The 24,206-nt window shown below is 35.5% G+C and carries 21 protein-coding genes; 14 read left to right on the forward strand and 7 right to left on the reverse strand.

The window, feature by feature from the left end:
• The first annotated feature begins 259 nt into the window (after positions 1 to 259).
• The 4 genes from NCCP28_RS06140 (at position 260) to NCCP28_RS06155 (ending at position 3,397) form a co-directional block, all read left to right on the forward strand.
• Positions 260 to 2,062: an anaerobic ribonucleoside triphosphate reductase gene (locus NCCP28_RS06140; protein ID WP_248561104.1), complete on the forward strand. Its 1,803-nt coding sequence runs from the start codon at positions 260 to 262 to the stop codon at positions 2,060 to 2,062.
• On the forward strand, positions 2,059 to 2,544 hold the full coding sequence (nrdG, locus tag NCCP28_RS06145) for an anaerobic ribonucleoside-triphosphate reductase activating protein (RefSeq protein WP_248560524.1): 486 nt from the start codon (positions 2,059 to 2,061) through the stop codon (positions 2,542 to 2,544). The genes NCCP28_RS06140 and nrdG overlap by 4 nt, the downstream gene beginning before the upstream one ends.
• 105 nt (positions 2,545 to 2,649) lie before the next feature.
• Positions 2,650 to 3,078: an SRPBCC family protein gene (locus tag NCCP28_RS06150; protein ID WP_248560525.1), complete on the forward strand. Its 429-nt coding sequence runs from the start codon at positions 2,650 to 2,652 to the stop codon at positions 3,076 to 3,078.
• The gene (locus NCCP28_RS06155) at positions 3,071 to 3,397 is read left to right on the forward strand and encodes an ArsR/SmtB family transcription factor (RefSeq protein ID WP_248560526.1); all 327 of its coding nucleotides are present in this window, start codon (positions 3,071 to 3,073) and stop codon (positions 3,395 to 3,397) included. Before NCCP28_RS06150 ends, NCCP28_RS06155 begins: the two co-directional genes overlap by 8 nt.
• A gap of 136 nt (positions 3,398 to 3,533) precedes the next feature.
• Here NCCP28_RS06155 and NCCP28_RS06160 read toward each other — a convergent pair whose 3' ends face one another.
• The 4 genes from NCCP28_RS06160 to NCCP28_RS06175 form a co-directional block, all read right to left on the reverse strand.
• On the reverse strand, positions 3,534 to 4,052 hold the full coding sequence (locus NCCP28_RS06160) for a DoxX family protein (RefSeq protein WP_248560527.1): 519 nt from the start codon (positions 4,050 to 4,052) through the stop codon (positions 3,534 to 3,536).
• Between the two features lie 240 nt (positions 4,053 to 4,292).
• Positions 4,293 to 6,134, reverse strand: a complete 1,842-nt coding sequence (locus NCCP28_RS06165) for a DHA2 family efflux MFS transporter permease subunit (protein ID WP_248560528.1) — start codon at positions 6,132 to 6,134, stop codon at positions 4,293 to 4,295.
• 8 nt (positions 6,135 to 6,142) lie between these two features.
• Complete coding sequence (locus NCCP28_RS06170) at positions 6,143 to 6,793, reverse strand: HlyD family secretion protein (RefSeq protein ID WP_248560529.1); 651 nt, start codon at positions 6,791 to 6,793, stop codon at positions 6,143 to 6,145.
• Entirely contained in the window at positions 6,793 to 7,242 is a 450-nt protein-coding gene (locus NCCP28_RS06175) for a MarR family winged helix-turn-helix transcriptional regulator (protein WP_248560530.1), read from the reverse strand. Before NCCP28_RS06175 ends, NCCP28_RS06170 begins: the two co-directional genes overlap by 1 nt.
• Before the next feature lie 390 nt (positions 7,243 to 7,632).
• On the opposite strand from NCCP28_RS06175, the gene NCCP28_RS06180 reads away from it, so the two are divergent.
• Entirely contained in the window at positions 7,633 to 8,964 is a 1,332-nt protein-coding gene (locus tag NCCP28_RS06180; RefSeq protein WP_248560531.1) for a GntT/GntP/DsdX family permease, read from the forward strand.
• Between the two features lie 154 nt (positions 8,965 to 9,118).
• On the opposite strand, the gene NCCP28_RS06185 is transcribed toward NCCP28_RS06180, so the two are convergent.
• Positions 9,119 to 9,964, reverse strand: a complete 846-nt coding sequence (locus NCCP28_RS06185; protein ID WP_248560532.1) for a MurR/RpiR family transcriptional regulator — start codon at positions 9,962 to 9,964, stop codon at positions 9,119 to 9,121.
• A gap of 144 nt (positions 9,965 to 10,108) precedes the next feature.
• On the opposite strand from NCCP28_RS06185, the gene gnd reads away from it, so the two are divergent.
• Positions 10,109 to 11,005: a phosphogluconate dehydrogenase (NAD(+)-dependent, decarboxylating) gene (gnd, locus tag NCCP28_RS06190; protein WP_248560533.1), complete on the forward strand. Its 897-nt coding sequence runs from the start codon at positions 10,109 to 10,111 to the stop codon at positions 11,003 to 11,005.
• A 595-nt stretch (positions 11,006 to 11,600) separates the two neighbouring features.
• On the opposite strand, the gene gntK is transcribed toward gnd, so the two are convergent.
• Positions 11,601 to 13,145 (reverse strand): gluconokinase, encoded by a 1,545-nt coding sequence (gene gntK, locus NCCP28_RS06195; RefSeq protein ID WP_248560534.1) that lies wholly within the window; start codon positions 13,143 to 13,145, stop codon positions 11,601 to 11,603.
• A gap of 631 nt (positions 13,146 to 13,776) precedes the next feature.
• Between gntK and NCCP28_RS06200 the strand changes: the two genes are divergently transcribed.
• The 6 genes from NCCP28_RS06200 (at position 13,777) to NCCP28_RS06225 (ending at position 20,684) form a co-directional block, all read left to right on the forward strand.
• Entirely contained in the window at positions 13,777 to 14,823 is a 1,047-nt protein-coding gene (locus NCCP28_RS06200) for a LacI family DNA-binding transcriptional regulator (protein WP_248560535.1), read from the forward strand.
• 123 nt (positions 14,824 to 14,946) lie between these two features.
• Positions 14,947 to 16,176, forward strand: coding sequence for an ABC transporter substrate-binding protein (locus NCCP28_RS06205; protein ID WP_248560536.1), 1,230 nt, complete (start codon positions 14,947 to 14,949; stop codon positions 16,174 to 16,176).
• 193 nt (positions 16,177 to 16,369) lie between these two features.
• The gene (locus NCCP28_RS06210; protein WP_375709379.1) at positions 16,370 to 17,206 is read left to right on the forward strand and encodes a carbohydrate ABC transporter permease; all 837 of its coding nucleotides are present in this window, start codon (positions 16,370 to 16,372) and stop codon (positions 17,204 to 17,206) included.
• A complete protein-coding gene (locus NCCP28_RS06215) occupies positions 17,206 to 18,024 on the forward strand; it encodes a carbohydrate ABC transporter permease (protein WP_248560537.1) in 819 nt (272 codons plus the stop codon). Before NCCP28_RS06210 ends, NCCP28_RS06215 begins: the two co-directional genes overlap by 1 nt.
• Positions 18,025 to 18,044: 20 nt before the next feature.
• Positions 18,045 to 20,234: an alpha-galactosidase gene (locus tag NCCP28_RS06220; protein ID WP_248561106.1), complete on the forward strand. Its 2,190-nt coding sequence runs from the start codon at positions 18,045 to 18,047 to the stop codon at positions 20,232 to 20,234.
• A gap of 207 nt (positions 20,235 to 20,441) precedes the next feature.
• On the forward strand, positions 20,442 to 20,684 hold the full coding sequence (locus NCCP28_RS06225) for a hypothetical protein (protein ID WP_248560538.1): 243 nt from the start codon (positions 20,442 to 20,444) through the stop codon (positions 20,682 to 20,684).
• Between the two features lie 37 nt (positions 20,685 to 20,721).
• Here NCCP28_RS06225 and NCCP28_RS06230 read toward each other — a convergent pair whose 3' ends face one another.
• Positions 20,722 to 21,591 carry a helix-turn-helix domain-containing protein gene (locus NCCP28_RS06230; protein ID WP_248560539.1) on the reverse strand — a complete coding sequence of 290 codons (870 nt, stop codon included), beginning with the start codon at positions 21,589 to 21,591 and terminating at the stop codon, positions 20,722 to 20,724.
• 361 nt (positions 21,592 to 21,952) lie between these two features.
• On the opposite strand from NCCP28_RS06230, the gene NCCP28_RS06235 reads away from it, so the two are divergent.
• Positions 21,953 to 23,143 carry a galactokinase gene (locus NCCP28_RS06235; RefSeq protein WP_248560540.1) on the forward strand — a complete coding sequence of 397 codons (1,191 nt, stop codon included), beginning with the start codon at positions 21,953 to 21,955 and terminating at the stop codon, positions 23,141 to 23,143.
• A 27-nt stretch (positions 23,144 to 23,170) separates the two neighbouring features.
• On the forward strand, positions 23,171 to 24,163 hold the full coding sequence (gene galE / locus NCCP28_RS06240; RefSeq protein WP_248560541.1) for a UDP-glucose 4-epimerase GalE: 993 nt from the start codon (positions 23,171 to 23,173) through the stop codon (positions 24,161 to 24,163).
• Positions 24,164 to 24,206 lie beyond the last annotated feature (43 nt).

Below are 24,206 nucleotides of genomic sequence, written 5' to 3' on the forward strand. Positions count from 1 at the left end.
CGAGTAGTTTGCTTATAAAAAAAGGGGAGAAATTGAGTCAGAACAAAAAAAGTTTATCTCTTAAATCATAATCAAGGAAAAGAAACTGAACTTAGATAAAAGTTCAGTTTTTTTCTATATATTGTGTACATTTAATGAAAAATGCACAATATATAGTATTTATCGTGTCGTCTTCCTTTATAATGTCATTAGGGAAAAAAATATGGAGGGGTAAAAAGTGACTAATTATACAGGACTTATTAGGGAATTTGAAGAGATTATGAAGAGTGATAATCCAGACTATATTCAGGAGAATGCGAATGTGGATGGCCTCTCTCCAATGGGGCATATGATGCATTTTGCTTCTTCTTCGTCAAAACATTATACGATTGAAAACCTTCTGTCTGAGGAAGCAAAAACTGCCTATAAAGAGGGATATATACATATACATGATCTCGATTTTTATTCTTCTGGCACAACTACTTGCTGCCAGATTCCTTTGGGAAAACTACTAGAAGATGGATTTAATACAGGACATGGATATATGCGAGAGCCAAATAGCATTATGAGTGCAATGGCGCTAACATCCATCATTTTGCAGGCAAATCAAAACCAGCAGCATGGGGGACAAGCAATTCCTATGCTAGATTACGATTTGGCTCCATATATAAAAAAGACATATGAAAAACATCGAATGAATTTGCAAAATCTTATAGAGGTAAAAGAGGAATTAGAAAAGCAGGCATGGGAATGGACAAAAAGAGACACATTTCAAGCGTGTGAAGCTTTTATTCATAATTGCAATAGCATGAACTCCCGGGGCGGGGGGCAAACTCCTTTTGTGTCTGTTAATTTAGGAACAGATACTTCAAAAGAGGGAACAATGCTCACAAGATGCTTATTAAAAGCTGTACAAGCAGGATTGGGAAAAGGAGAGACGCCAATTTTTCCAATTGTTGTATTTAAAGTAAAGGAAGGCATTAATTATGCACCACAGGACCCAAACTATGATCTATTTGATTTGGCTCTTGAAACAACCAGCAAAAGACTTTTTCCTAATTTTGTTTTTTTGGATGCCGCGTTTAATGCCAAATATTATGATGGCACTCCACAATCGGAAATAGCTACGATGGGATGCAGAACAAGAGTAATGGGAAATATTCATGGAAAAGAACAAGCAGTAGGGAGAGGGAATTTATCTTTTACAAGCATTAATTTGCCTTTGCTTGCATTAGAAGCAGGTTCTATTGAACAGTTTTTTATTGATTTGCAGAAGTACTGCCAAGTTGCGGTTAGACAACTATGGGAGCGATATAGATATCAAAGCACAAAAAAGGCAGCAAATTTTAAGTTTCTTTACACACAAGGAGTATGGGCAGATGGAGAAAAGTTAAAATTTGATGATCATTTAGCAGAAACATTAAAACAAGGCACATTATCGATTGGATTTGTCGGTTTAGCAGAATGTTTGGTAGCTTTATTAGGTGTACATCATGGGGAAAGCATGGATGCATATGAGTTAGGGGTTCAGATAGTCAAAAAGATGAAAGCATATGCCGATGAAGCAACAATAGAGTATGGACTAAACTATTCTTTGATTGCGACACCTGCAGAATCATTTGCTGGAAAAGCGCTGCGAGTGACACAAAAGAAGCATGGCTATATAAAAGGAATAACAGATCGAGAGTATTTTACAAATAGTTTTCATATTCCTGTCTACTATCCTATTAAAGCATTGGAAAAAATTCAAAAAGAGGCTGCCTTCCATGAATTAACAGATGGAGGACATATAACATATGTAGAGTTGGATGGAGATGCAAGCAAAAATATAGACGCTGTAAAAACGATTGTTTGTGCAATGAAGGAAGCGGGCATTGGTTATGGAAGCATTAATCACCCAGTTGATCGATGTCTATCATGCGGATATTCTGGAATTATTAATAAGGATTGCCCAAGCTGCGGGGAAAAAAATGAACGGAATATAGAAAGAATCCGCAGAATTACCGGATATCTTGTTGGATCATTGGATAAATGGAATACAGCAAAACGTGCAGAAGAGCGGGAACGAGTGAAACATCAATGAAAGTAATAACGATTATTCATGATAGTATTGTAGATGGTCCAGGCTTAAGAAGCACGGTCTTTTTTGCTGGCTGCCCTCATCATTGCTTTGGCTGCCATAATCCTAAAAGCTGGGATGAAAACATTGGTACAAGTCGTTCGGTGGATGACATTTATGAAGAACTGATGATGAATACATTAACAAATATTACATTCAGCGGGGGAGAGCCGCTTATCCAATTAGATGAACTTATTGTTTTGGCAAAAAAATTAAAGCAAGGTGGAAAAAATATCTGGTGCTATACAGGATATACATGGGAGAATCTGGTGAAACTACATGGGGCAAAATTTATGGAGTTTTGTTCTGCAATAGATATATTAGTCGATGGTCCATTTATTTTGCAAAAAAGAGATTTAGCGCTTTTATTTAAAGGAAGCAGCAATCAGAGGTTGATTGATTGCCAGAGAAGTTTGCTTGCAAATCAACTTGTCTTCTATGAATAATGATATTAAGGAAATTAGGAAGAATAAAAATTTGATATAACACAAAAAGGTGTTATAATAAATGTAACCAAAAGGTGTTATATTAAAAAAGAGTAGGTGTTTGTTTTGAGTGTAAAAGCACAGGATATTGTTCAGAAGATAGTAATAAATGCATCAATAGACAAGGTATGGAAAAAAGTTGCAACATCTGAAGGGATAGCAGCATGGTTTATGCCAAATGACTTTCAGCTGGAAGAAGGGTATAAATTTCATTTGCATGGTCCATTTGGGCCGTCCCCTTGTAAAGTAATAGAAGTAGATCCACCGAAAAAATTAACCTTTGCTTGGGATCTGGATGGCTGGATTGTGTCTTTTTTATTAAAAGAATTGGAAAACGATAGCACCGAGTTCACTGTTATTCATGGAGGATGGAAAGAGTCTAATACAATTGTTGCAAAAGCGAATGAGAAAGTTTCTGTTATCCGCAATCGCATGAATGGGGGATGGGAGCAGATTGCTGCTAGGTTGAAAGCGGCTATAGAGAGCAATGGATAATACAGCAAAAAAACATGATGTTTATCAGGCGATAGCAGACCCGACAAGAAGAAAGGTAATGGAATTATTAGCAAAACAAGATTTGGCGATTACAGATATCGCGAAACAATTTCCAATAAGCCGAACAGCAATTGTTAAACATCTGCATATTTTATCAGAAGCAAAACTTGTCACTTCGCAAAAAAACGGGCGGGAAAAGCTTTATACACTTTCTCCTGAACCATTGGCGGATATAAAAGAATGGATTTCATATTATGAACGTTTCTGGGGAAATAAATTATCCATGCTAAAGCACTTAGTTGAGAGTGATGAGAATTAGGGCATTTACAATGATAAGGAACTAGCCATCAAAAACGAACACTCAGTGGCTTTACTGAGTGTTCGTTTTTTACGTATTAATGGGCTTTTGGCCTCATCGAAGGGATTCGAAGTGAAATGACTGATGAAGTTTCGCTTTATAAAGGAGTATTCGTTATTTTATCAGAAGAACGTTTGCCCATAGTTTTTCGTACATAAGGAATGACCCATCTATCTAATCCATAATATCCTGCATTTAGGCCAGCGGTTAGGAGAATAGTGCTTAGTAAAATATCTGTTGGATTGTGAGAAATGGTGCCAGCAAGCAGAAAGGAGAAATTCATTAAACATCCAAAAAAAGCAGCGGCAGTTGTTAAACATCCGAGTATTAGTCCTAATCCAACTAATACTTCACCTATAGGAATAAGGGTATTAAAAAGTTCTACATTTGGAAGTGCAAAGCTATCAAGAAAAGTAGTGTACCAGCTATATACTGCAGTGCCATCAGGACCTTTCACAGGATTATTCACTGCATTGGCCAAAAATCCTCCAGCATCAAAGCTGCCCCCCGTTAATTTTCCCCAGCCAGAAGTAAGCCAAGAATAGCCTAGATACAAGCGAAGAAGCGTTAAAATCCCTGCGGCAATTTTATTTTCTCTAATAAAAGAAATGAACATAAAATATCTCTCCTTTTTAAAAGGTATGGTAAATGATGATTACAAGTTAAATATAACAAAAAAAGAAGAAAATAAAATAAAATTGTGATTTATTTCACAAACAAGCCATATTTTTTTGAACAAATTGTGAATCTCTTTTTCGTTTTGTTCCAAATGAGTGGTGCAATGCATAGAATAGAGGCGTTTTAGCATAAAAAAACGCTCTTTTATAACTATTATAGTTAAAAAGAGCGTTTAGGTTTATTTAGTTGTTTTTGCAGTAGCAGATCTTCTAATGAAAAAAGCTAATATCAAAGCAACTACTGTTATTCCTGTTGCGACAATAAATGCATCATTTATGCCATTAATGGTAGACTGTTGTGCAGCTTTTCCATAAATAGTGGAGATAGCTAATGCATTGCCTGAGCTTGCTGGCAGACCTGCAAGTGCAGCAAATCCTTGGCCAAGCTGTGCCATTTTTTCCGCAATATAAGGATTATCGCTTGTAATAATATTATGATAGTTGGCTGTATGAAATTGAGTCCGATTGGTCATTACCGTAACCAAAAATGCAGTTCCGATACTTCCAGCAACTGTTCTTGCTGTATTAGAAGCAGCTGTTCCATGACTTGTTAAGTGGAGAGGCAGCTGATTCATGCCTTCTGTCATAACAGTCATCATAATAAAGGACATGCCGAACATCCGGAAAATATACAGCATCATAATATGGGCATAAGTTGTTTGCATGGTTAATTGTGTAAAGCCCCATGTTGTCAGAACCGTAATAATCAGACCAAAGATTGCAAGTGGTCTAGCCCCCATTTTATCAAACAATTTACCAGCAATAGGAGACATAATCCCCATAATTACTGCACCAGGCAGCATTAATAAACCGGACTGAAGTGCTGTAAATCCTCTGATGTTCTGCAAATAGATAGGAAGCAATAGCATCCCAGCAAACATCGCCATATTTACAACCATGCTTACAACAGTCGTTAAAGCATAAATATCGTATTTAAATACACGCAAATCCAGCATTGGTGTGTCTGTATTGAACTCTCTCCAGACAAATAAAACTAAAAATACAATCCCTATAAGAAGGGAGATAACAACTGTTTTGCTGTCCCACCCATCATTTCCTGCTTCACTGAATCCATAAAGCAGGAAACCTAATCCGATAGTAGAGGTGATAAACCCCAAAGTATCAAATTTAGGATTGGTGATTTTTGTAACATTTTTCATCCAAAGAACAGCAATGATAATATCAATTATTCCAAATGGAATAACAATATCAAATAAGACTCTCCATGAATAATGGCCAATTAGCCAACCAGATAATGTTGGGCCGATTGCGGGCGCAAAAATCATTGCTACTCCCATGATACCCATTGCTGTCCCTCTTTTTTCTGGAGGAAAGATAGTTAAAAAAACAGTCATTAATAGTGGCATAATAACGCCTGCTCCTGCTGCTTGAATAATGCGGCCAATCATCAGCATAGAAAATCCCGTTGAAATGGAACATACTAAAGAGCCAATTGTAAAGGCAGTCATAGCCAAGATTAAGAGTTTTCTTGTTCCTAACTTGTTTATTAGAAATGGTGTAATGGGAATGAAGATGCCATTTGTCAGCATATAGCCAGTAGACAGCCACTGAACGGTACTTGTTGATACACCCAAATCATTCATAATATGAGGAATAGCTACATTTAATAAGGTTTGATTAAGAATAGCTACAAAAGCGCCAAGCATTACTGCTGCAATAATTTTGCCGCGGCCGCCCTCAAAATCCATGCTGAAATCTTTTCGTTCTTTTTGCTTAGCAGAAGCGGTATTTATTTTTTCTTCTTCCGCATCACTAGGATCACTGACATATTCTAATGCAGGTTCTGTTATGGCAGATGTCTGCATTGTTTCTTTAATTGTATCATCCATTGATTGAATGGACTCAGGTTCTGCTGTGTCGTTATTTGGCCATTCCTCTTTGACTATACTGGGCTGAGCTGAATCGAATGCGGTGCGTCTATTTCTTTTTCGAATCATGTAGTTCACTACAATTAATAATAAAACACTAATTACAGCATAACTTGCGATATATATGGTCATGTCATCACCTACTTATGGATTCGCACAGTTACATTCATACCAGGCACTAGATCTAAACCACCGTAATTATCAATGGAGATTTTAACAGGGATAACTTGTGTTTCTTTCGTATAGTTTCCAGAACTATTGCTTGTTGGAAGAAGAGAAAATGTTGCAGATGTTGCTAGACCTAATGAATCAACTTTACCAGTTAAAGTTGTATCAGGATATGCATCTACATATAAGTCCACATCTTGGCCAACCTTTACATCATTAAGATCTGTTTCGTCAACATTTGCTGTAACCCAAAGATTGCTCATATCATAGCTTTTTGCAAGAGCTGTTCCTGCTGCTACATAAGAATTTTCCACTGCACTTGATTGAACGATAGTGCTGTTAGCAGGAACAGCCACACCCATATCAACTGTACCTGTTTCTGTTGTTACTTTAATTGTTCCAATTTTGTCATTTTTGTTGAAATGATCCCCAACGTTTCCATCCCATGCTGTTAATTTTCCGGAAGCTGGTGCAGCAATGTTGATTTGTTGTCCGGCAATTTGTGCATTATCTGTAGAAATATAAGAAACCGATTTGTCATAGAAATAATATCCTGTAAAGCCACCACCAACTAATACAATTAGTAAAATGATGTTAATTAGTATCATGCGTTTTGCATTCATTAATAAATGTCCTCCCTAGCGGTTAAAATAGATAAGATTTGATTGTTTAAAGATAAAAGTTTATTTATATCTTCTTTTCGCATATTCATTATTTCATGCGTTTTTTCGGATACAATAGATTTTCCTTCAAATAGCTGCTTTAAAGTTTTTTGCCCTTTTTCAGTCAGTTTGAGATTAATCGCACGGCGGTCAGTTGATTGAATGGTCCGTTCGACTAAACCTTGATGTACAAGGCGATCAATGACGCCACTAACTGTGCTTTTTGTCAATCGCAGAATTTCTGCAAGTTCTCCTAATCCAGTATTAGGATGAGCCGATATTCGATACATTGTTTTTAATTGGACGACTGTTATTCCCATTCTTTCTGCATCTATTTTAAGAAGCTGAAAATAAGCCTTATTAATATTCGCATACGAACGTAGAAGTTCATTATTTAAAGCGTCTCTCATATCACGTCTCCTTTAGAAATTAATATGGTTAGTTCGAGGGTAAAATATTCGTATACGAACTATCGTGGGAAAATCGTCCTTTAGCCTGATCAGAAAATGGTTCCATTTTCTTCGGATTAATAATAAGGAGGCAACATGAAATAAAAATGAAATAAAAATGAAAATTGGATTAAGAAATTAAGATGTGCAGGAAAATAAGGTAAAATCCAAGAAAAGAAGCAGATAAGCTATATGTAAGAAATGTAAAATCTTAAAAAATGGAATATAATGAAATAAAAATTTTTTTTATTTATAGTTGATTTGAGAAAAATTTTTTCGTATAATACAATTATCAAATGAAAATGCTTACAAAATATATTTGATATACAAATGGACAAAGGTGGTAGTTTTATGGATGCCTATTTATTAATCATCACACTGCTTTCTATTATTCTTGTCATTTTAGGAGTTTCCTTGTTTAAGTGGCATGCATTTATTAGTTTAACAGTTGCGAGTTTATTTTTAGCTATATTTGCAGGTCTATCGTGGGATAAAATTGTAGGTGCTTATGAAACCGGGGTTGGCGGTGTTTTAGGGCATTTAGTCGGAATTCTTGCTCTTGGTACAATTCTCGGAAAAATGTTGTCTGAATCTGGAGCAGGCCTACAAATTGCAAACTTTTTTGTAAAGGCTTTCGGTGAGAAGAAGCTGCCGTGGGCGATGTTTTTTTCAGGATTTATCATTGGAATACCTGTATTTTTTGAAGTTGGTATTTTAATTTTATTGCCGCTTGTTATTTCTATTCAAAAAGCAACGAAAAAAAATATATTATTGATCGCTCTTCCAGGTATTGCTGGACTTTCCATCGTACATGGTCTTGTGCCGCCGCATCCCGGAGCAATTGCTGCAATTGGCATTTACGGAGCAAACTTAGGAAAAGTGCTATTATATTCATTAATTATTGCGTTGCCTGCAGGCATTATTGGCGGACCGTTATTTGCGAAATGGATAAACAAACGAGTAGTTCCAAAGGATGAGCCTGATTTAATTAAGGTAGAGCAAAAAAAGGAATCTGAATTGCCAAATACAGGACTTTCATTTTTAGCTATTCTATTGCCTGTTATTTTAATGATTATTGGAACTGCTGCTCCATATATGAAATTTTTCTCAGGCGATGTTAGAAGCGCATTGGCTTTTATCGGCAGCCCATTAGTTTCTTTATTGATTGCTGTATTCTTCGCTTTTTATTTCCTTGGATTCCGTCAAGGAATGGATAAAGATAAAATTAAAAAGTTTACTGAAGACTGCATTTTGCCTGTTGGTTCCATTGTATTAATCATTGGAGCAGGCGGAGCATTTAAACAGGTATTAATTGACAGTGGTGTAGGTGCAACAATCGGGAATATGTCAGAAAGCTTATCTTTATCACCAATTGTTTTAGCTTTTTTAATTGCTGGATTAATTCGCATCGCAACTGGATCTGCAACGGTAGCATTGACAACGGCTGCGGGAATTGTTTCACCAATTATTGAGCATATGTCTGGGGTTAATTTAGAATTGTTAGTTCTTGCAACAGGCGCTGGATCATTAATGTTCTCCCATGTAAATGATGCAGGATTCTGGATGGTAAAAGAGTATCTAGGATTATCTGTAGAAGAAACATTTAAAACATGGACTGTTTTAGAAACAGTATTATCGTTTGTAGCATTTGGCGGCGTTTTACTTTTAGATTTATTTATTTAAGCACTTGTTAAAAAGGTGCGCTATTAAAAGAATTAGTTTTCTCCTTTATAAAATTGGGGAACTATTCTAGAATAGCGCACCTTTTTATATTATATAAATTGGAATACAAAAAGATCTTCTCAAATGGTAGAGTAAGATCTTTAAGTAAGCTATATTACATTCTTGTATCGGATATGGCACTCCGTATTTTATCAAGGGATCTATTAGCTGTCTCTTTATTTAATATCATCATATTAACATATAGTGCATCTATTAAGCTAAGTTGGGCAATTCTAGAGGATAATGCTTCAGAACGGTACTCTGTTTCTTCTGAACTAGTAAATAGCGCAACATCAGCAATCTGCGCAATGGGTGATTTTGGATAACCAGTAATGCTGATTGTTTTAGCTCCATTGGCTTTTGCGGTTTTTAATATATTCAACGTGTCTTTGTTAGTTCCAGAGTGTGAAATAACCACTGCAATATCAGTTTCAGACAATTGAGAAGCAGACATAAGCTGAAAGTGAGAGTCAATAAATGTAAACGCTTTTATTCCTGTGCGTACAAATTTATGAAATGCATCCATCGCGATAACAGCAGAACCCCCTGTGCCATAAAACTCTACTCGTTTTGCATTTCTCAGTAAATCAACTGCTTTTTGAATAGATGATTCATTGAGAATTTGTAGGGTGTTATCTAATGTTTGTACATTTGATTTAAAAACTTTTTCTGTAACAGTTTTTACTGTATCATGTTCTGAAATTTCTTCATGAATTTGTTGAATGGGCTTAATGATTTCAGAGGCAAGGGCAATTTTCATTGCTTGATAGCCTTTAAAGCCAATCCGTTTGCAAAAGCGAAAAACTGTTGCGTCTGCCACATTTAAATCCTCTGCTAATTCATTAATGGTAGAATGAATAATTTTTTCTGGATTATCTAGAATATAATCGGCAATCTTCTTTTCTTTTTCACTTAATCTCGCATAATAGGAACGAATTTTACCTATACAATTTTGCGCCATAGTATTCTATCCTTTCGATTGTAATATAAAAAGTATAGCATAGTTTCTTTTGAAAAAATATTTTTCAAAAAGGTTTATTTTACGAAAAAAATTTCGTATAATAATAATAAGAAATGAAATAAATTTTCAAAGGGAGTATCAACTATGAATATTGGATTAATCGGCCTTGGAAAAATGGGTTATAATTTAGCAATGAATTTATTGGACCATAAGTATAGTGTAACAGCTTTTGATGTAAATGTAAGCGCTGTAGATGAAATAAAAAAAGAAGGGGCAAATGGCGCTTATTCAATTGCAGAACTTGTAGAAGCATTGCCAAGTCCGAAAGTAATATGGGTTATGGTTCCAGCAGGGGAGATAACAACAGGTGTCATTAAAGAATTAAAGGGAGTTTTATCAGCAGGAGACACTATTATCGAGGGCGGAAATTCTCATTATAAAGATTCGAAGCAGCGAGCAAAGGAACTTGGGGAAAAGGACATTCACTTTTTAGATGTCGGCACTAGCGGAGGAACAAGCGGAGCTAGAAATGGTGCATGCATGATGATTGGTGGAAATAAAGAAATCTTTCAGTCAATTGAGCAGTTATTTAAAGATTTATGTGTCGACAAAGGCTATATGTTTGCAGGTGAAAGTGGAAGCGGGCACTTTTTGAAAATGGTTCATAATGGTGTAGAATACGGTATGATGCAAGCAATTGCAGAGGGGTTTGAACTGCTGCAAAAGAGCGAATACAATTTTGATAACGAAAGTGTTGCACGAGTATGGAATAATGGGTCTGTTATTCGATCATGGCTAATGGAACTTACAGAAAATGCATTTTCTAAAGATCCTAACTTAGAGGGTATTAAAGGGGTTATGCATTCGTCTGGTGAAGGAAAATGGACAGTGGAGACGGCTTTGGATCTGCAGGCAGCTATTCCGGTAACGGCATTATCTTTAATGATGCGCTATCGTTCATTGGAAGAAGATACATTTGCAGGAAAAGTTGTAGCATCCCTGCGAAATGAATTTGGTGGGCATAGTGTGGAAAATGCTTAGGCATATCGATGATATGTAATTATTGAATAATAGGATGATTCAGAATGTAGACAAATTCTCCTTAAAAAGGAAGTTTGTTTACATTTTTTTATTTATTTTTTTTCTTTTAAATGGGAGGTTGATTTCCATAGGGCGAGCGCCGAGCCGCTTTGTCGCTTCGCTCTGCAGGGTGCTCTAGCAGGGGCTCGGACATCCCGTAGGAGTGTTACCCCTTTCACTCTAATCAATCTATCTTCCACCTGTTAAGTATAGAATTTCAAACATTCAGGCTTTAAAATATAGATAAATAATAGAGGTGACACCAAGCTTCCCAAACAGTCTTCTTGCTATTCACGATATAAAGTTGGAGTAGAAAGTAAGTTCAATCATATTAAGAATAATTAGTCATTCCAAATGTTTTGATTGCGGGGACTGGATCAAGCATATGGAGAGTTTTGAGGGGGCATTAGCAATAACATTCTGAAAGTAGTAGGCATCCGCCAGCTGCTCTCAGTGAAAAATCAGAACAAAAGCCAGTGGAAAAACTCGTTTTTTCCACTGGCTTTATATTAAGGACTTATCAGACGGCTCCTACGTTTCTTTATAGCAACGGATTTTATTTTACCCATTTTTTCTGAAAGTCTGCAATTTGATCATATTCATTTTCCAATAAACGAGAAATGCGAATATAAATAGATGTTAAGTCTTGATATATGTCAACATTTTCTTTAATTGGCTCGTGGGAATGGGTGCTTCCAACTAATTCTTGCATGATAGAGAAGTCTTTAATTTCTCCAAGTGCGTACATTCCCAACACAATGGCACCTAAACAAGAGCTTTCAAAGCTTTCTGGAACTGTTACTTCTTGGTCGAATATATCTGCCATCATTTGACGCCATAATGCAGAGCGGGCAAATCCTCCTGTTGCCTGAATTTGTTTAGGCTCTCCAATTACTTCCTGCAATGCAAGCATAACTGTATAAAGGTTTAGGATAACACCTTCTAGCACGGCTCTAACCATATGTTCTTTTTTATGATGCAAACCTAGCCCGAAAAAAGAACCTCTTGCATTTGCATTCCAAAGTGGCGCTCTTTCACCAGCTAAATAAGGATGGAAAAGAAGGCCATCACAGCCAGGTGAGACTCGTGATGCGATTTTTGTTAATACTTCGTATGGATCAATGCCAAGGCGTTTAGCCGTTTCTACTTCAGAAGATGCCAACTCATCTCGCACCCATCTGAAAGTCATTCCTCCATTATTGACAGGACCGCCTACTACCCAATGATTTTCTGTTAAAGCATAACAGAAAATTCTCCCTTTTGGGTCTGTTACAGGCTTATCTGTTACCGTGCGAATGGCGCCGCTTGTACCAATTGTCACAGCAACAACTCCAGGATCAATAGCATTGACGCCTAAATTGGATAATACACCATCGCTTGCTCCAACAACAAAAGGAGTAGTCGGCAAAATTCCCAATTCACTCGCATGCTCTTCTTTTAGATTCTGCAAATAATAAGTAGTCGGGACTGGTGTAGGCAATTGCTCCTTCGATATTCCTGCAACTTCTAACGCTTCTTTGTCCCAATCTAATTCAAAAAGATTAAACATTCCAGTTGCCGATGCAATAGAGTGGTCCATTACATATTCATCAAAAAACTTATAGAAAATATATTCTTTAATTCCAATAAACTTTTTCGTTTTAGCGAAAATCTCTGGAAAATCAGTGCGCAGCCACGCTATTTTAGAAAGCGGTGCCATTGGGTGGATTGGTGTTCCTGTTTTTCTGTAAATTTCCATGCCGTTATATTCTTTTTTTATTTTAGTTGCCCATTCGCTGGCCCTAGAATCTGCCCAAGTGATACAGCGAGTCAGCGGTTTTCCTTTTTCATCTAATGCGATTACACTATGCATGGCAGAACTGAAAGAAACAAGCTTTAATTTTTGATTATTTATATTTCCCTTTTTTAAAGCAGTTTTCATTGTTTCTTTGACCGCTTGAAATATTTCTTCAGGATCTTGTTCTGCAATCGCAGGTGCTGGACTGTAAAGAGGATATTCAACATGATGCATGCTGATTACTTTGCCTGCTTCACCGAATAATACAGATTTTGTGCTGGTTGTTCCGATATCAACGCCTAAATAATAGGAATCATGTGACATATATAAGTCTCCTTTATATAAAAATCTAAGTAAAAGAAAGTGTGAAAAAAATTTAACGATAATAATTTAAATTAAGAAAAAATATTTCTTCTCTTCTATTTTATAGGAAAATGCAAGGTATTGGAACTGTTTTCATAAAATATTTCCATTCTATTTTATAATAAAATGCCCATATTTTCCTTTTAATATGGTTAAGAATCAGAGTTTTTTGTGGGGAAAATAAAATAAAATGAAATTTTTCTTTTCTAGTTTTGATTATTCAACAAGAATTAGTTGTTTTTTTCCTAAAAAAATCCCTTGTTTACTTATTATAAGTAATTATTTTTAGTAAAATAATTACTTGTTTAAATGGGGTTTGAAGAAATGAAATTATTGATTTAATGCCAAAGATAAGGATGTTAAATAAAAAAATATAGTAGTTAAGCTATTTGTAAGCTATGAACACACTATTTATTTGATAGGTTAATTAGTTTTTTAATGCAATAAAAGTAAAAAAAGAAATTAAGTTTACTTTTAAAAATATATTTAATTAAATTTTGAAAAAATATTGTCTGAAAACGTTTTATTTGTTATATTATATTTAATAATTTTACTTAATTTTAGTAAAAACAAGTTAGGCGGTTGATGCATAATGACAAAAATGAAGGATGTAGCAAATAAAGCAGGTGTGTCGAATGCCACTGTATCAAGAATATTAAATGGAGATACTACTTTATCTGTTTCAGAAGAAACAAGAAAAAAAGTATTAGAAACTGCAGAAAGATTAAATTATAAATTAACTAGAAAAAAAGCAAATAAAGAAGAGATAGAAAAAAAGTCTTACAATATCGGACTGATTTTAACAGTTTCACAAGAAGAGGAAATAATTGATCCATATTTTTTATCTATTCGCTTAGGTGTGGAAAGTATCTGTCGAGAACTTTCACTTAATATTACAAACGTTTTGATTATTGGGAAATCAAAATTTCCTCTTGAAGAGCTAAATAAGTTAGATGGCATCATTGTTATTGGAAGAGTTGATGCGGTTGATTTACAAACAATTTATCAGGCAAATAATAATGTAGTTCTATGTGATTTTGACCCGAAATCAGGGCCTTTTGATATAGTGATATCGGATTTTGAACAGGCAACAGAAAAGATTATCGATCGATTACTGGAATTAGAACATGAGAACATTGCCTATCTAGGTGGAAAAACTATTATAAAAACAATCAGCAATAGTGAGATGGAAGAAATCAAGGATGTTAGACTTGAGGCCTTTATAAGAAAGATGCAGGAACACCATTTATATAATGAGGGAAATGTTTATATTGATGAGTGGGGACCAAATGGAGGCTATTCCTCTATTAAGAAAATGCTGGAACAAACAACTAAACAGACACCATTTCCTACTGCAATTATTACAGCAAGCGATCCAATTGCCATCGGAGCAATGCGTGCCCTACATGAAGCAAATATAAAAGTTCCTGAAGATGTTTCCATTTTTAGTTTTGATGATATTGAGGCAGCTGCTTATCTTTATCCAAGACTATCGACAGTAAAAGTGCATACAGAAGAAATGGGAAAAACAGCGGCTAAGCTTTTACTGGATAAGTTAAATGGAAGAGTAGTTCCAATTAAATCAGTTTTACAAACAGAATTAATTGAAAGAGAGTCTATCAGTAGAAAAAGGAGTTAAAAATAAATTTTTATGAGGAAGGAGGCGGATCGTTTTTATTAAGATAAAATGTAATCGAATTCAATTGTTTGAAAATTACTTTAACTAACTATTTTTTAGAGTACTTAAAATGGGGGGAAAACAATGAAGAAAACAATTGCGTTATTGTCTGCAGGGCTATTATCATTGTCTATTTTCACTGGTTGTTCTAAAGATGCATCTAGTGATGATGGAAAAGTAAAAATTGAGTTTTTTCATTATAAAAGAGAAGCGATAGGCTCTTTTGATGAGTTAATTAAAAAATTTGAAAAGGAAAATCCCAATATTGATATAGAGCAAAAAAGTCCGCCAGAAGCAGAAACTGTTTTGAAAACTCGAATCGCTAAAAGAGACATTCCAGATGTTATTGGGATTGGAGGAAACTCCACTTATAAAGAATTGGCCAAGGCAGGAGTATTTGAAGATGTAACCAAAGACAGCAATTTGGAAAAGATCCAGCCAGCATACATACAAATGCTAAAGGATGTTAGTGAACAAGATAAAGTGTTTGCTATTCCATATGCAGCTAATGCAGTAGGGGTTATTTATAATAAAGCAATATTTAAAGAGCTAGGGTTAGAAGTTCCGAAAACATGGGATGAATTTATCGCAACAGCGGAAAAAGTAAAATCTGCTAGCAAGATTCCATTCTATTTTACATTTAAAGATGCATGGACAACGTTGCCTTCCTTTAATGCTTTAGCAGCCAATACTCAAGGTGATGATTTCTATGACTTGCTGAAAGAAGGAAAGGTTGAAGTAGATACAAGATATAAAGAAGCTGCAGAAAAATTTGTTCAGCTTACAGAGCTAGGCCATAAAGACCAATTTGGAGATGCTTATTCTGATGGTAATACAGCATTTGCAAATGGGGAGTCTGCTATGTATTTACAAGGAGTATGGGCAATTCCTGAAATTCAAAAAGCAAATCCAGATATCGAATTAGGAGTATTCCCATTCCCTGCTGTTAATGATACTGCGAAAAATAAATTAGTATCTGGTGTAGATTTACAATTAAGTATTTCTTCTCAAACAAAGCATGCTAAAGAAGCTAAGAAATTTGTTGAATTTTTATTAGAGGAAGAAAATGCAAAAACCTATATTGAAGAACAAAAGGCATTTTCAGCACAGATTGGCATTGAACAAAAAGATGCTATCTTAGAAGGACTTCAAACCAATTTTGATTCAGGTGCATTAACAGATTTTCCAGATCACTATGTTCCTGTAGGTGTTGCTCTTGATAAAAACTTGCAAACTTTAGCGCAGAAAAAAGATATTGATAGTTTCCTAGATACGCTACAAAGTGAATGGAAAAAAGTTCAAAATCGCAAGTAAAATTTAAAGCGTTTCCTCAAACACTGTCTTTGGTAAAGATGGTGTTCGAGGAAACAAGAATTTATCTAAATTATAGGAAGTGGATAAAATGGAAAAAAATTATGTGACCGTTGAAAAAAATGCCATTACTCCTCCAAAAACAATTATTCATAAAAAGCGAAAAAAGATTTCGAAAAATTTAGCCTATTATTTAATGGCTATACCTGCTGTTGTATTATTTGCTGCATTTCACACGTATCCTGCTCTCCAAGGAATCTACTATTCTTTTACCAACTGGGATGGACTGAGCTTAGTTTATAATTTTGTTGGTTTTAAAAATTATATCAATTTATTTAAAGATACTAATGTACTGAACTCTTATTTATTTACTTTTAAATTTGCTATTGTTGCAACCATTCTTGTAAATATATTTAGTTTAGCAATTGCAGTTGGACTTAATTCTAAGATTAAAGGGAAGAACTTCTTTCGAGCAGTCTACTTTTTGCCAAATGTTTTAGGTGTTCTTGTTGTCGGATTCATTTTTAATTATTTATTTGCAAATGTTATTCCAGATCTTGGTGAAAAAATGAATATCGGCTTTTTATCCTCTAATATTCTTGGCAGTGAAAGCTTAGCTTGGATTGGAATTTTAATTGTAGCTGTTTGGCAGGCATGTGCGTTTAACGTCATTTTATATCTATCTGGATTGCAGACAGTGCCGGTTGAATTATATGAAGCATCCAGCTTAGATGGAGCTAATAAATGGCAGTCATTCTGGAAAATTACATTTCCAGTCATTGCACCATTTTTTACAATCAATATGGTCTTATCCATGAAAAACTTCTTAATGGTTTTTGATCAAATTATTGCATTAACAAATGGCGGTCCAGGACGTGCAACAGAATCAATTTCTCTATTAATCTATACAGGCGGATTTATGGGAGGAGAATTTGCATATCAATCGGCAAATGCTGTTATTTACTTTATCGTGATCATGTTAATATCTGTTTTCCAAATTAAAGTACTGCAAAAAAGGGAGATGAACATGTAATGGCAAAGAAAACAAATTGGGGTGTAACAACGTTAATTGCCCTTGGCTCATTGCTGGTACTATTTCCATTATATATCGCATTAACTATTGCACTTAAAACGCCGGATGAATTGGCGAAATCAGCATTAGCGTTTCCAATCGGGCTTCATTTTGAAAACTTTGTACGTGCCATTGAGGCAACGAATTTTTTCCAAGCATTAAAAAATAGTGTTGTGATAACAGTGGTTACACTTGTTTTTACTATATTAACAAATTCGCTTGTTGCATATGCAATAGCAAGAAATATGCATCGCAAATTTTTCAAAGGTTTATATTTTTATTTTGTCAGTGCATTGTTTATTCCATTTCCAATCATTATGCTTCCAATTGTAAAACAAACATCATTACTTGGAATGAATAATACGTGGGGATTGATTTTGCTTTACATTGTGTATGGAATGTCGACAAATGTGTTTATCTATGTAGGATATATCCGCTCTATTCCAAAAGAATTGGAAGAAGCAGCAATTGTAGATGGCTGCAGTACTTGGAAAGTATTCTGGAAAGTTATTTTTCCATTATTATCACCAATTAATGCGACAGTAGGAATTTTAACATGCTTATGGACTTGGAATGATTTTATGCTTCCACTTATTATTTTGAACGATTCAGGAGATTACACGTTGCCGCTTGTTCAATATGTTTTCCAAACTGAATTTGGAACCGATTTTAACTTAGCATTTGCATCCTATATTTTAGCACTTGCTCCAATGGTAATTGTTTATATCTTCGCACAGAAATGGCTAATTGGAGGAGTTGTACGAGGAGCAATTAAATAGAAAGAGAGAGGGAATAAATGATGGGAATACATTTTGATGAGCAGAAAAAGATTTTTCACTTAAGCGCAAAAGACACTAGCTATGCAATGGAAATATTAAAAGAAAATTATTTAGTGCATCTTTATTGGGGGAAAAAAGTGCAGTCGTTTGGAAACAGCAATCCTTTGCAGTTTTTAGATCGGGCCTTTTCCGGAAATCCAAATAAAGAAGATCGCACCTTTTCGTTAGATACGACACCACAAGAATACCCGCAATATGGAAATACAGATTTTCGTAAACCAGCTTTTCAAATACAGCTGGAAAATGGTTCAACAATTACTGATTTACGCTATAAGTCTCATGAAATTAAACAAGGAAAAGAGAAACTGCTCGGGCTTCCTGCAACATACGTGGAAGACGCAAAAGAAGCAGAGACATTGGAAATTTTATTGGAAGATCTAGTTGCAGGATTAGAAGTGAAATTAACTTATACAGTCTTTGCTGATTATAATGTAATCACGCGCTCTGCAGCTATCAAAAATGTAGGAACAGAAAATCTGAAAATCTTACGAGCACTAAGTGCAAATATAGATTTTCGTGAAGCTGATTTTGAGCTTATTCATCTGCCGGGTGCGTGGGGCAAAGAAAGGCAAGTGGAAAGACAGCCATTGCGTCCAGGATTGCAAGGGATTGAAAGTGCTAGGGGAGCAAGCAGTCACCAGCATAATCCATTTATTGCATTAGCAAGAAAAAATACAACTGAAGATTTTGGTGAAGTATTTGCCTTTAATTTAGTGTATAGTGGGAACTTTTTAGCACAAGCAGAAGTGGATCAGTTCCAAAACACAAGAGTTACAATTGGGATTAATCCATTTGACTTTAGTTGGAAGCTAGGTCCAAGTGAGACATTCCAAACACCTGAAGTGGTGATGACCTATTCAGATCAAGGTCTTGGGGAAATGTCGAGAACCTTCCATGAATTGTACCGCAATCGTTTATGCAGAGGAACGTACCGGGATAAAGAAAGACCCATTCTAATTAATAACTGGGAAGCAACATATTTTGATTTTAATGCAGAAAAAATCGAAGAGATAGCAGCGGCAGGTCAAGAACTAGGCATTGAATTATTTGTTTTGGATGATGGCTGGTTTGGCAAAAGAGATAACGACACATCTTCATTGGGAGACTGGTTTGTTCATGAAGAAAAATTGCCAAATGGTTTAAAAGAATTAGCAGAACGGGTAGAAAATTGTGATATGCAATTTGGTCTTTGGTTTGAACCAGAAATGGTGTCTGTTGATAGTGATTTATATCGAAAACATCCAGATTGGTGCCTGCATGTCCCTAATCGCCGCAAATCAGAAAGCCGTAATCAATTAATACTTGATTTCTCAAGAGAAGATGTTTGCGAAGAAATTATCAAACAAGTGAGTGCTATTCTTTCAAGTGTACCGATTTCTTATGTGAAATGGGATATGAATCGCCATATGACAGAAATAGGATCTGCTTTATTGCCAAGCGATCAGCAGCGAGAAACAGCTCATCGTTATATGTTAGGCTTATACAAAGTAATGGAGGAAATTACAACTGCATTCCCACATATTTTATTTGAAAGCTGTTCTGGCGGCGGTGGCCGATTTGATGCAGGAATTCTTTATTATATGCCGCAGACATGGACGAGTGACAATACGGATGCCATTTCCCGTTTGAAAATTCAGTATGGAACAAGTCTAGTGTATCCAATTGTATCAATGGGATCCCATGTTTCAGCTGTTCCTAACCACCAAGTACATCGAATTACGTCCATTGAGATGCGTGGAGATGTAGCGATGTCTGGAAACTTAGGCTATGAACTTGATTTAACGAAATTGACGGAAGAAGAAAAAGAAGCAGTAAAAAAACAAACTGCTTTTTATAAAGAGCATCGCCATTTAATTCAATTTGGAGATTTTTATCGTTTATTAAGCCCTTTTGAAGGGAATGAAACGGCATGGTTGTTTGTAAATAAAGAAAAAACGGAAAGTCTAGTTTTCTATTTCCGTGTATTGGCAGAGCCTGCTGCACCATTACGTTCTATTCGATTAAAAGGCTTGGATGCCAAAAAGAAATATATAGTGGAAAATTTGGGGCAGGTTTATGGCGGCGATGAGTTAGCGTATGTTGGATTAAGTGTGCCACATGATATCCAAGGAGATTTTCAAAGCTATGTTTGGCGTATAAAAGAGGTTTAATTATCTACATAAAAAGTCTGCAGAATAATTCTGCAGACTTTTTATGTAGATAAAACAACTCGAAGACTTTGGCAAATAAGTTCTATCTAGCAAGGGTGCAAGGAGAGAAATTTTTGCTGTTGATTTCATTAATAAAGAGCAAAAATATGCTATTATTAACATTATTTAAGATATTTGCGAAATAGAAAGGGAGTATGTAAAAGGAATATGGAAAAATTATATGATCAAATTTATCAATCTGTTTATAATCATTTAAAAAGTGTGGAGAAGATTAATAAGGAGGAATTAACAGAAGTTGATGCAGAAAAAGTAGAGAGAATGGAAATGGCATTGCAAGCATCAAAAGATATTCTAGAAAATATGCTGACTCCAGGCAAAAAACTAAATTTTATCTATGAAAAGGGTTCCTTGCATCTTGAAATTTTTGCTGAAGAAAAAGAAGATGAGTAAATCACTATCTTATTTTCGGTGATTTAAGCATCTTCTATTAAAGAAAGATATCATTAGAGGGAATTTGATTGCTTTTTCGAAATTCACCTGGAGTCATCCCAGTAGAACGGCGGAACACTTTTGTAAAATAATTAGCATTAGCATATCCGATATTTTTAGCAATATCCTCAATGGAATATTTCGTTTCATATAATAATTCTGCCCCTTTTAAAATGCGTAAATTTGTTAAATATTGTATGGGAGTCATGCCAGTTGTTTTTTTAAATAGACGGGTAAAGTGAAATCTCGAAAGAGCAGAAGCTGCGGCCATTTCATCAGGGCCAATTTCTTCATGATAATGATGCTGGGCAAAAAGAGTAGCATTTAATATGCCCTCAGGCAGATCTTTGTTGCCTGAATTTTTTATATATTGGTAAAGATCCATTACAAATTGATAAGCAAAACCGGAAGCCTGGTAAGCATTTTTTATATTTTTTTCACTAGCCATCTGATAGATTTGCAAAAGATGAAGAATCGGATTTGCTTCTGTATGCAGATGAATGACTGGTTTATCATGTGTGTGAATGAAATCCCAGCATTTTTTTACTGCATCACCATAAAGGGTAATAAAAATAAATTCCCAATGCTCACTGTTTTTTGGTAGATAATAGCAATATTCTTCAGAGATATCGATTAAAAATGCTTTCCCTGCGTTTAATTTATATTCCTTTCCTCCAAACTCAAGAATTCCAAAACCAGAAACTGTATATTGAAAAACAAACATGCTGTCTTCTTTACGTTTTTTTCCTTTCCAGTTGTAGAGGGAGCTTGTTTGCTTTTCCCAGCCAATAGACCAGATCTGCGCCACTTCTTTTGTCAATTGCTCGCTAAAGCGATAGGCAAAAATATTATAATCTTTTTTTTGCAAAATATATCCCTGCTTTCTATGGAAGAGTAGAAAAGGCAGATTCTATGGAATTGGAAATAAAGTAAAACTTCAATCCGTAGGACGGCCACGTTCTCACTGATTATTGGGAGAGGCATATATCAGGATTTTATGAGCAAGTTTCTCCCCATCTAGATGGAGATTTCTCTTTTTTTCTTATCATTCCTTAGATGGGAACAAAAGCCTGTTAATACGTAATGAAGCATTTCCATCCCAATAAATCAACAGCAAAATAATACCCTTTTATACGTTTAATTTTACCATTGAGCAGATAAAGTAAAAACCATAAAATAAAAATATGTAAACGCTTAATATAAAAATACGAATAGATGGGTGATATTAGATGACTAAGGAAGAACTAATAAGAAAATTTGCAGATGTGTTTCAAACAAATGCAGAAGGTGTGCGCACTTTTTTTGCGCCAGGCCGTGTTAATTTAATTGGCGAACATACAGATTATAATGGAGGGCATGTATTTCCATGTGCTCTGACGATTGGCACATATGCGATTGCCAAAAAAAGATCAGACAATCTTGTCCGCATGTATTCAGCCAACTATGAAGAGATTGGTTTAATTGAATTTTCATTAAATGAATTAAAATATGAAGAGAAACATGATTGGGCCAATTATCCAAAAGGAGTTATCCATGTTTTTGAGCAGCAGGGAATGGAGCTTGATACAGGCTTTGATGTTCTATTTGCAGGAGAAATACCAAATGGAGCAGGTCTTTCTTCTTCAGCCTCTATTGAAGTAGCGACAGCAACTTTATTAAAAAATCTCTATAGGTTAGATGTGAATCCGCTTAAGCTTGTCCAGCTTTGCCAGCAGGCGGAAAATGAATTTATCGGTGTAAGCTGCGGGATTATGGACCAATTTGCAATTGGAATGACAAAAAGCGAGCACGCGGTTCTGCTAAACTGCCAAACATTAGAATATATGCATAGTCCACTAGAATTAAAGGATGCATCACTTGTTATCGCTAATACTAATAAACGAAGAGGACTTGCAGATTCCAAATATAATGAGCGACGCAGTGAGTGTGAAAATGCATTGGCTGATCTGCAAAAAGAAATGGCAATTCAATCATTGGGAGATATGACGCCAGAAGCGTTTGAGAAGAATAAGCATCTAATAAAAAATGAGATTGAGAGAAAAAGAGCAAAACATGCTGTTTATGAAAATGCAAGAACAAAAGAAGCAGTCGTGAAATTAACTGGTGGAGATATTAAAGGCTTTGGCCAATTAATGAATGAGTCCCATATTTCTTTAAGGGAGGATTATGAAGTAACAGGAAAAGAATTGGATGCATTAGTGGAGGCTGCATGGACAAAACAAGGAGTTATTGGGTCGCGCATGACTGGAGCGGGATTTGGAGGCTGCACTATTAGTATTGTAGAGAATAGCCAGTTGAATTCATTTATCGAGGAAGTGGGAGCAGAGTATACTGCCAAAACAAGCTTGCAAGCAGATTTTTATGTGGTTCAAGTAGGAGAAGGAGCAAAAGAAATTATTCAAAAAGAAATGACAAAATAATAAAAAGCAATAGAAGGAGGAATAGGATTGGCCATTTTAGTTTGTGGTGGGGCAGGATATATTGGCAGTCATACTGTTTCTGAATTATTGGACCGAAATGAGGAAGTAATTGTTGTTGATAATTTACAGACAGGACATAAAGAAGCAATTTTAGAAGGTGCAGCATTTTACCAAGGAGATTTGCGAGATGAAAAGTTTTTGCAGGAAGTTTTTGCACACAATGAAATAGAGGCAGTCATTCACTTTGCGGCAGATTCACTAGTCGGCGAGAGTGTTGTAGAACCGTTAAAATATTATGACAATAATGTAAATGGGGCATTGGTTTTATTAAAAGTAATGAAGAGGCATAATGTGAAAAAAATTGTCTTCTCTTCTACAGCAGCAACCTATGGGGAAGCAAAAAACTTCCCTATTCAAGAAAATGATCCAACGGTTCCAACCAATCCTTATGGGGAAACAAAGCTGGCCATTGAAAAAATGCTGAAGTGGTCAGAAGCTGCTTACGGCATTCGCTATGTTGTATTGCGCTATTTTAATGTCGCAGGCGCCCATATGGAAGGCAAATTAGGAGAAGATCATTTTCCTGAAACGCATTTAATTCCTATCATACTGGATGTAGCCTTAGGAAAACGAGAGAGCATCAGCATTTTTGGCGATGACTATGATACAGAAGACGGCACGTGTGTTAGAGATTATATCCATGTAACAGATTTAGCCGCTGCTCATTTATTGGCAGTAGATAAATTACATCGTGATGAAACAAGCGGCACGTATAATTTGGGGAACGGAAATGGATTTTCTGTGAAAGAAGTAATTGATGCAGCAAAAAAAATAACAGGCCATGCTATTCCAGCAGCAGTAGTTCCGAGAAGGGAAGGAGACCCAGCAAGGCTTGTGGCCTCTGCTGAAAAAGCAAAACAAGAGCTTGGCTGGCAGCCAAAATATCCATCATTAGAAACTATCATCAATAGTGCTTGGAATTGGTTTCAAGCAAATCCAAACGGCTATCAAAATAAATAATAGGAAGAGACTAGGAAATAAAGAAACTCTCTTTTTTAAAAGG

Origin of the sequence: Niallia sp. NCCP-28, assembly GCF_023168165.1 — a bacterium.
Taxonomy (GTDB): Bacteria; Bacillota; Bacilli; order Bacillales; family Cytobacillaceae; genus Niallia.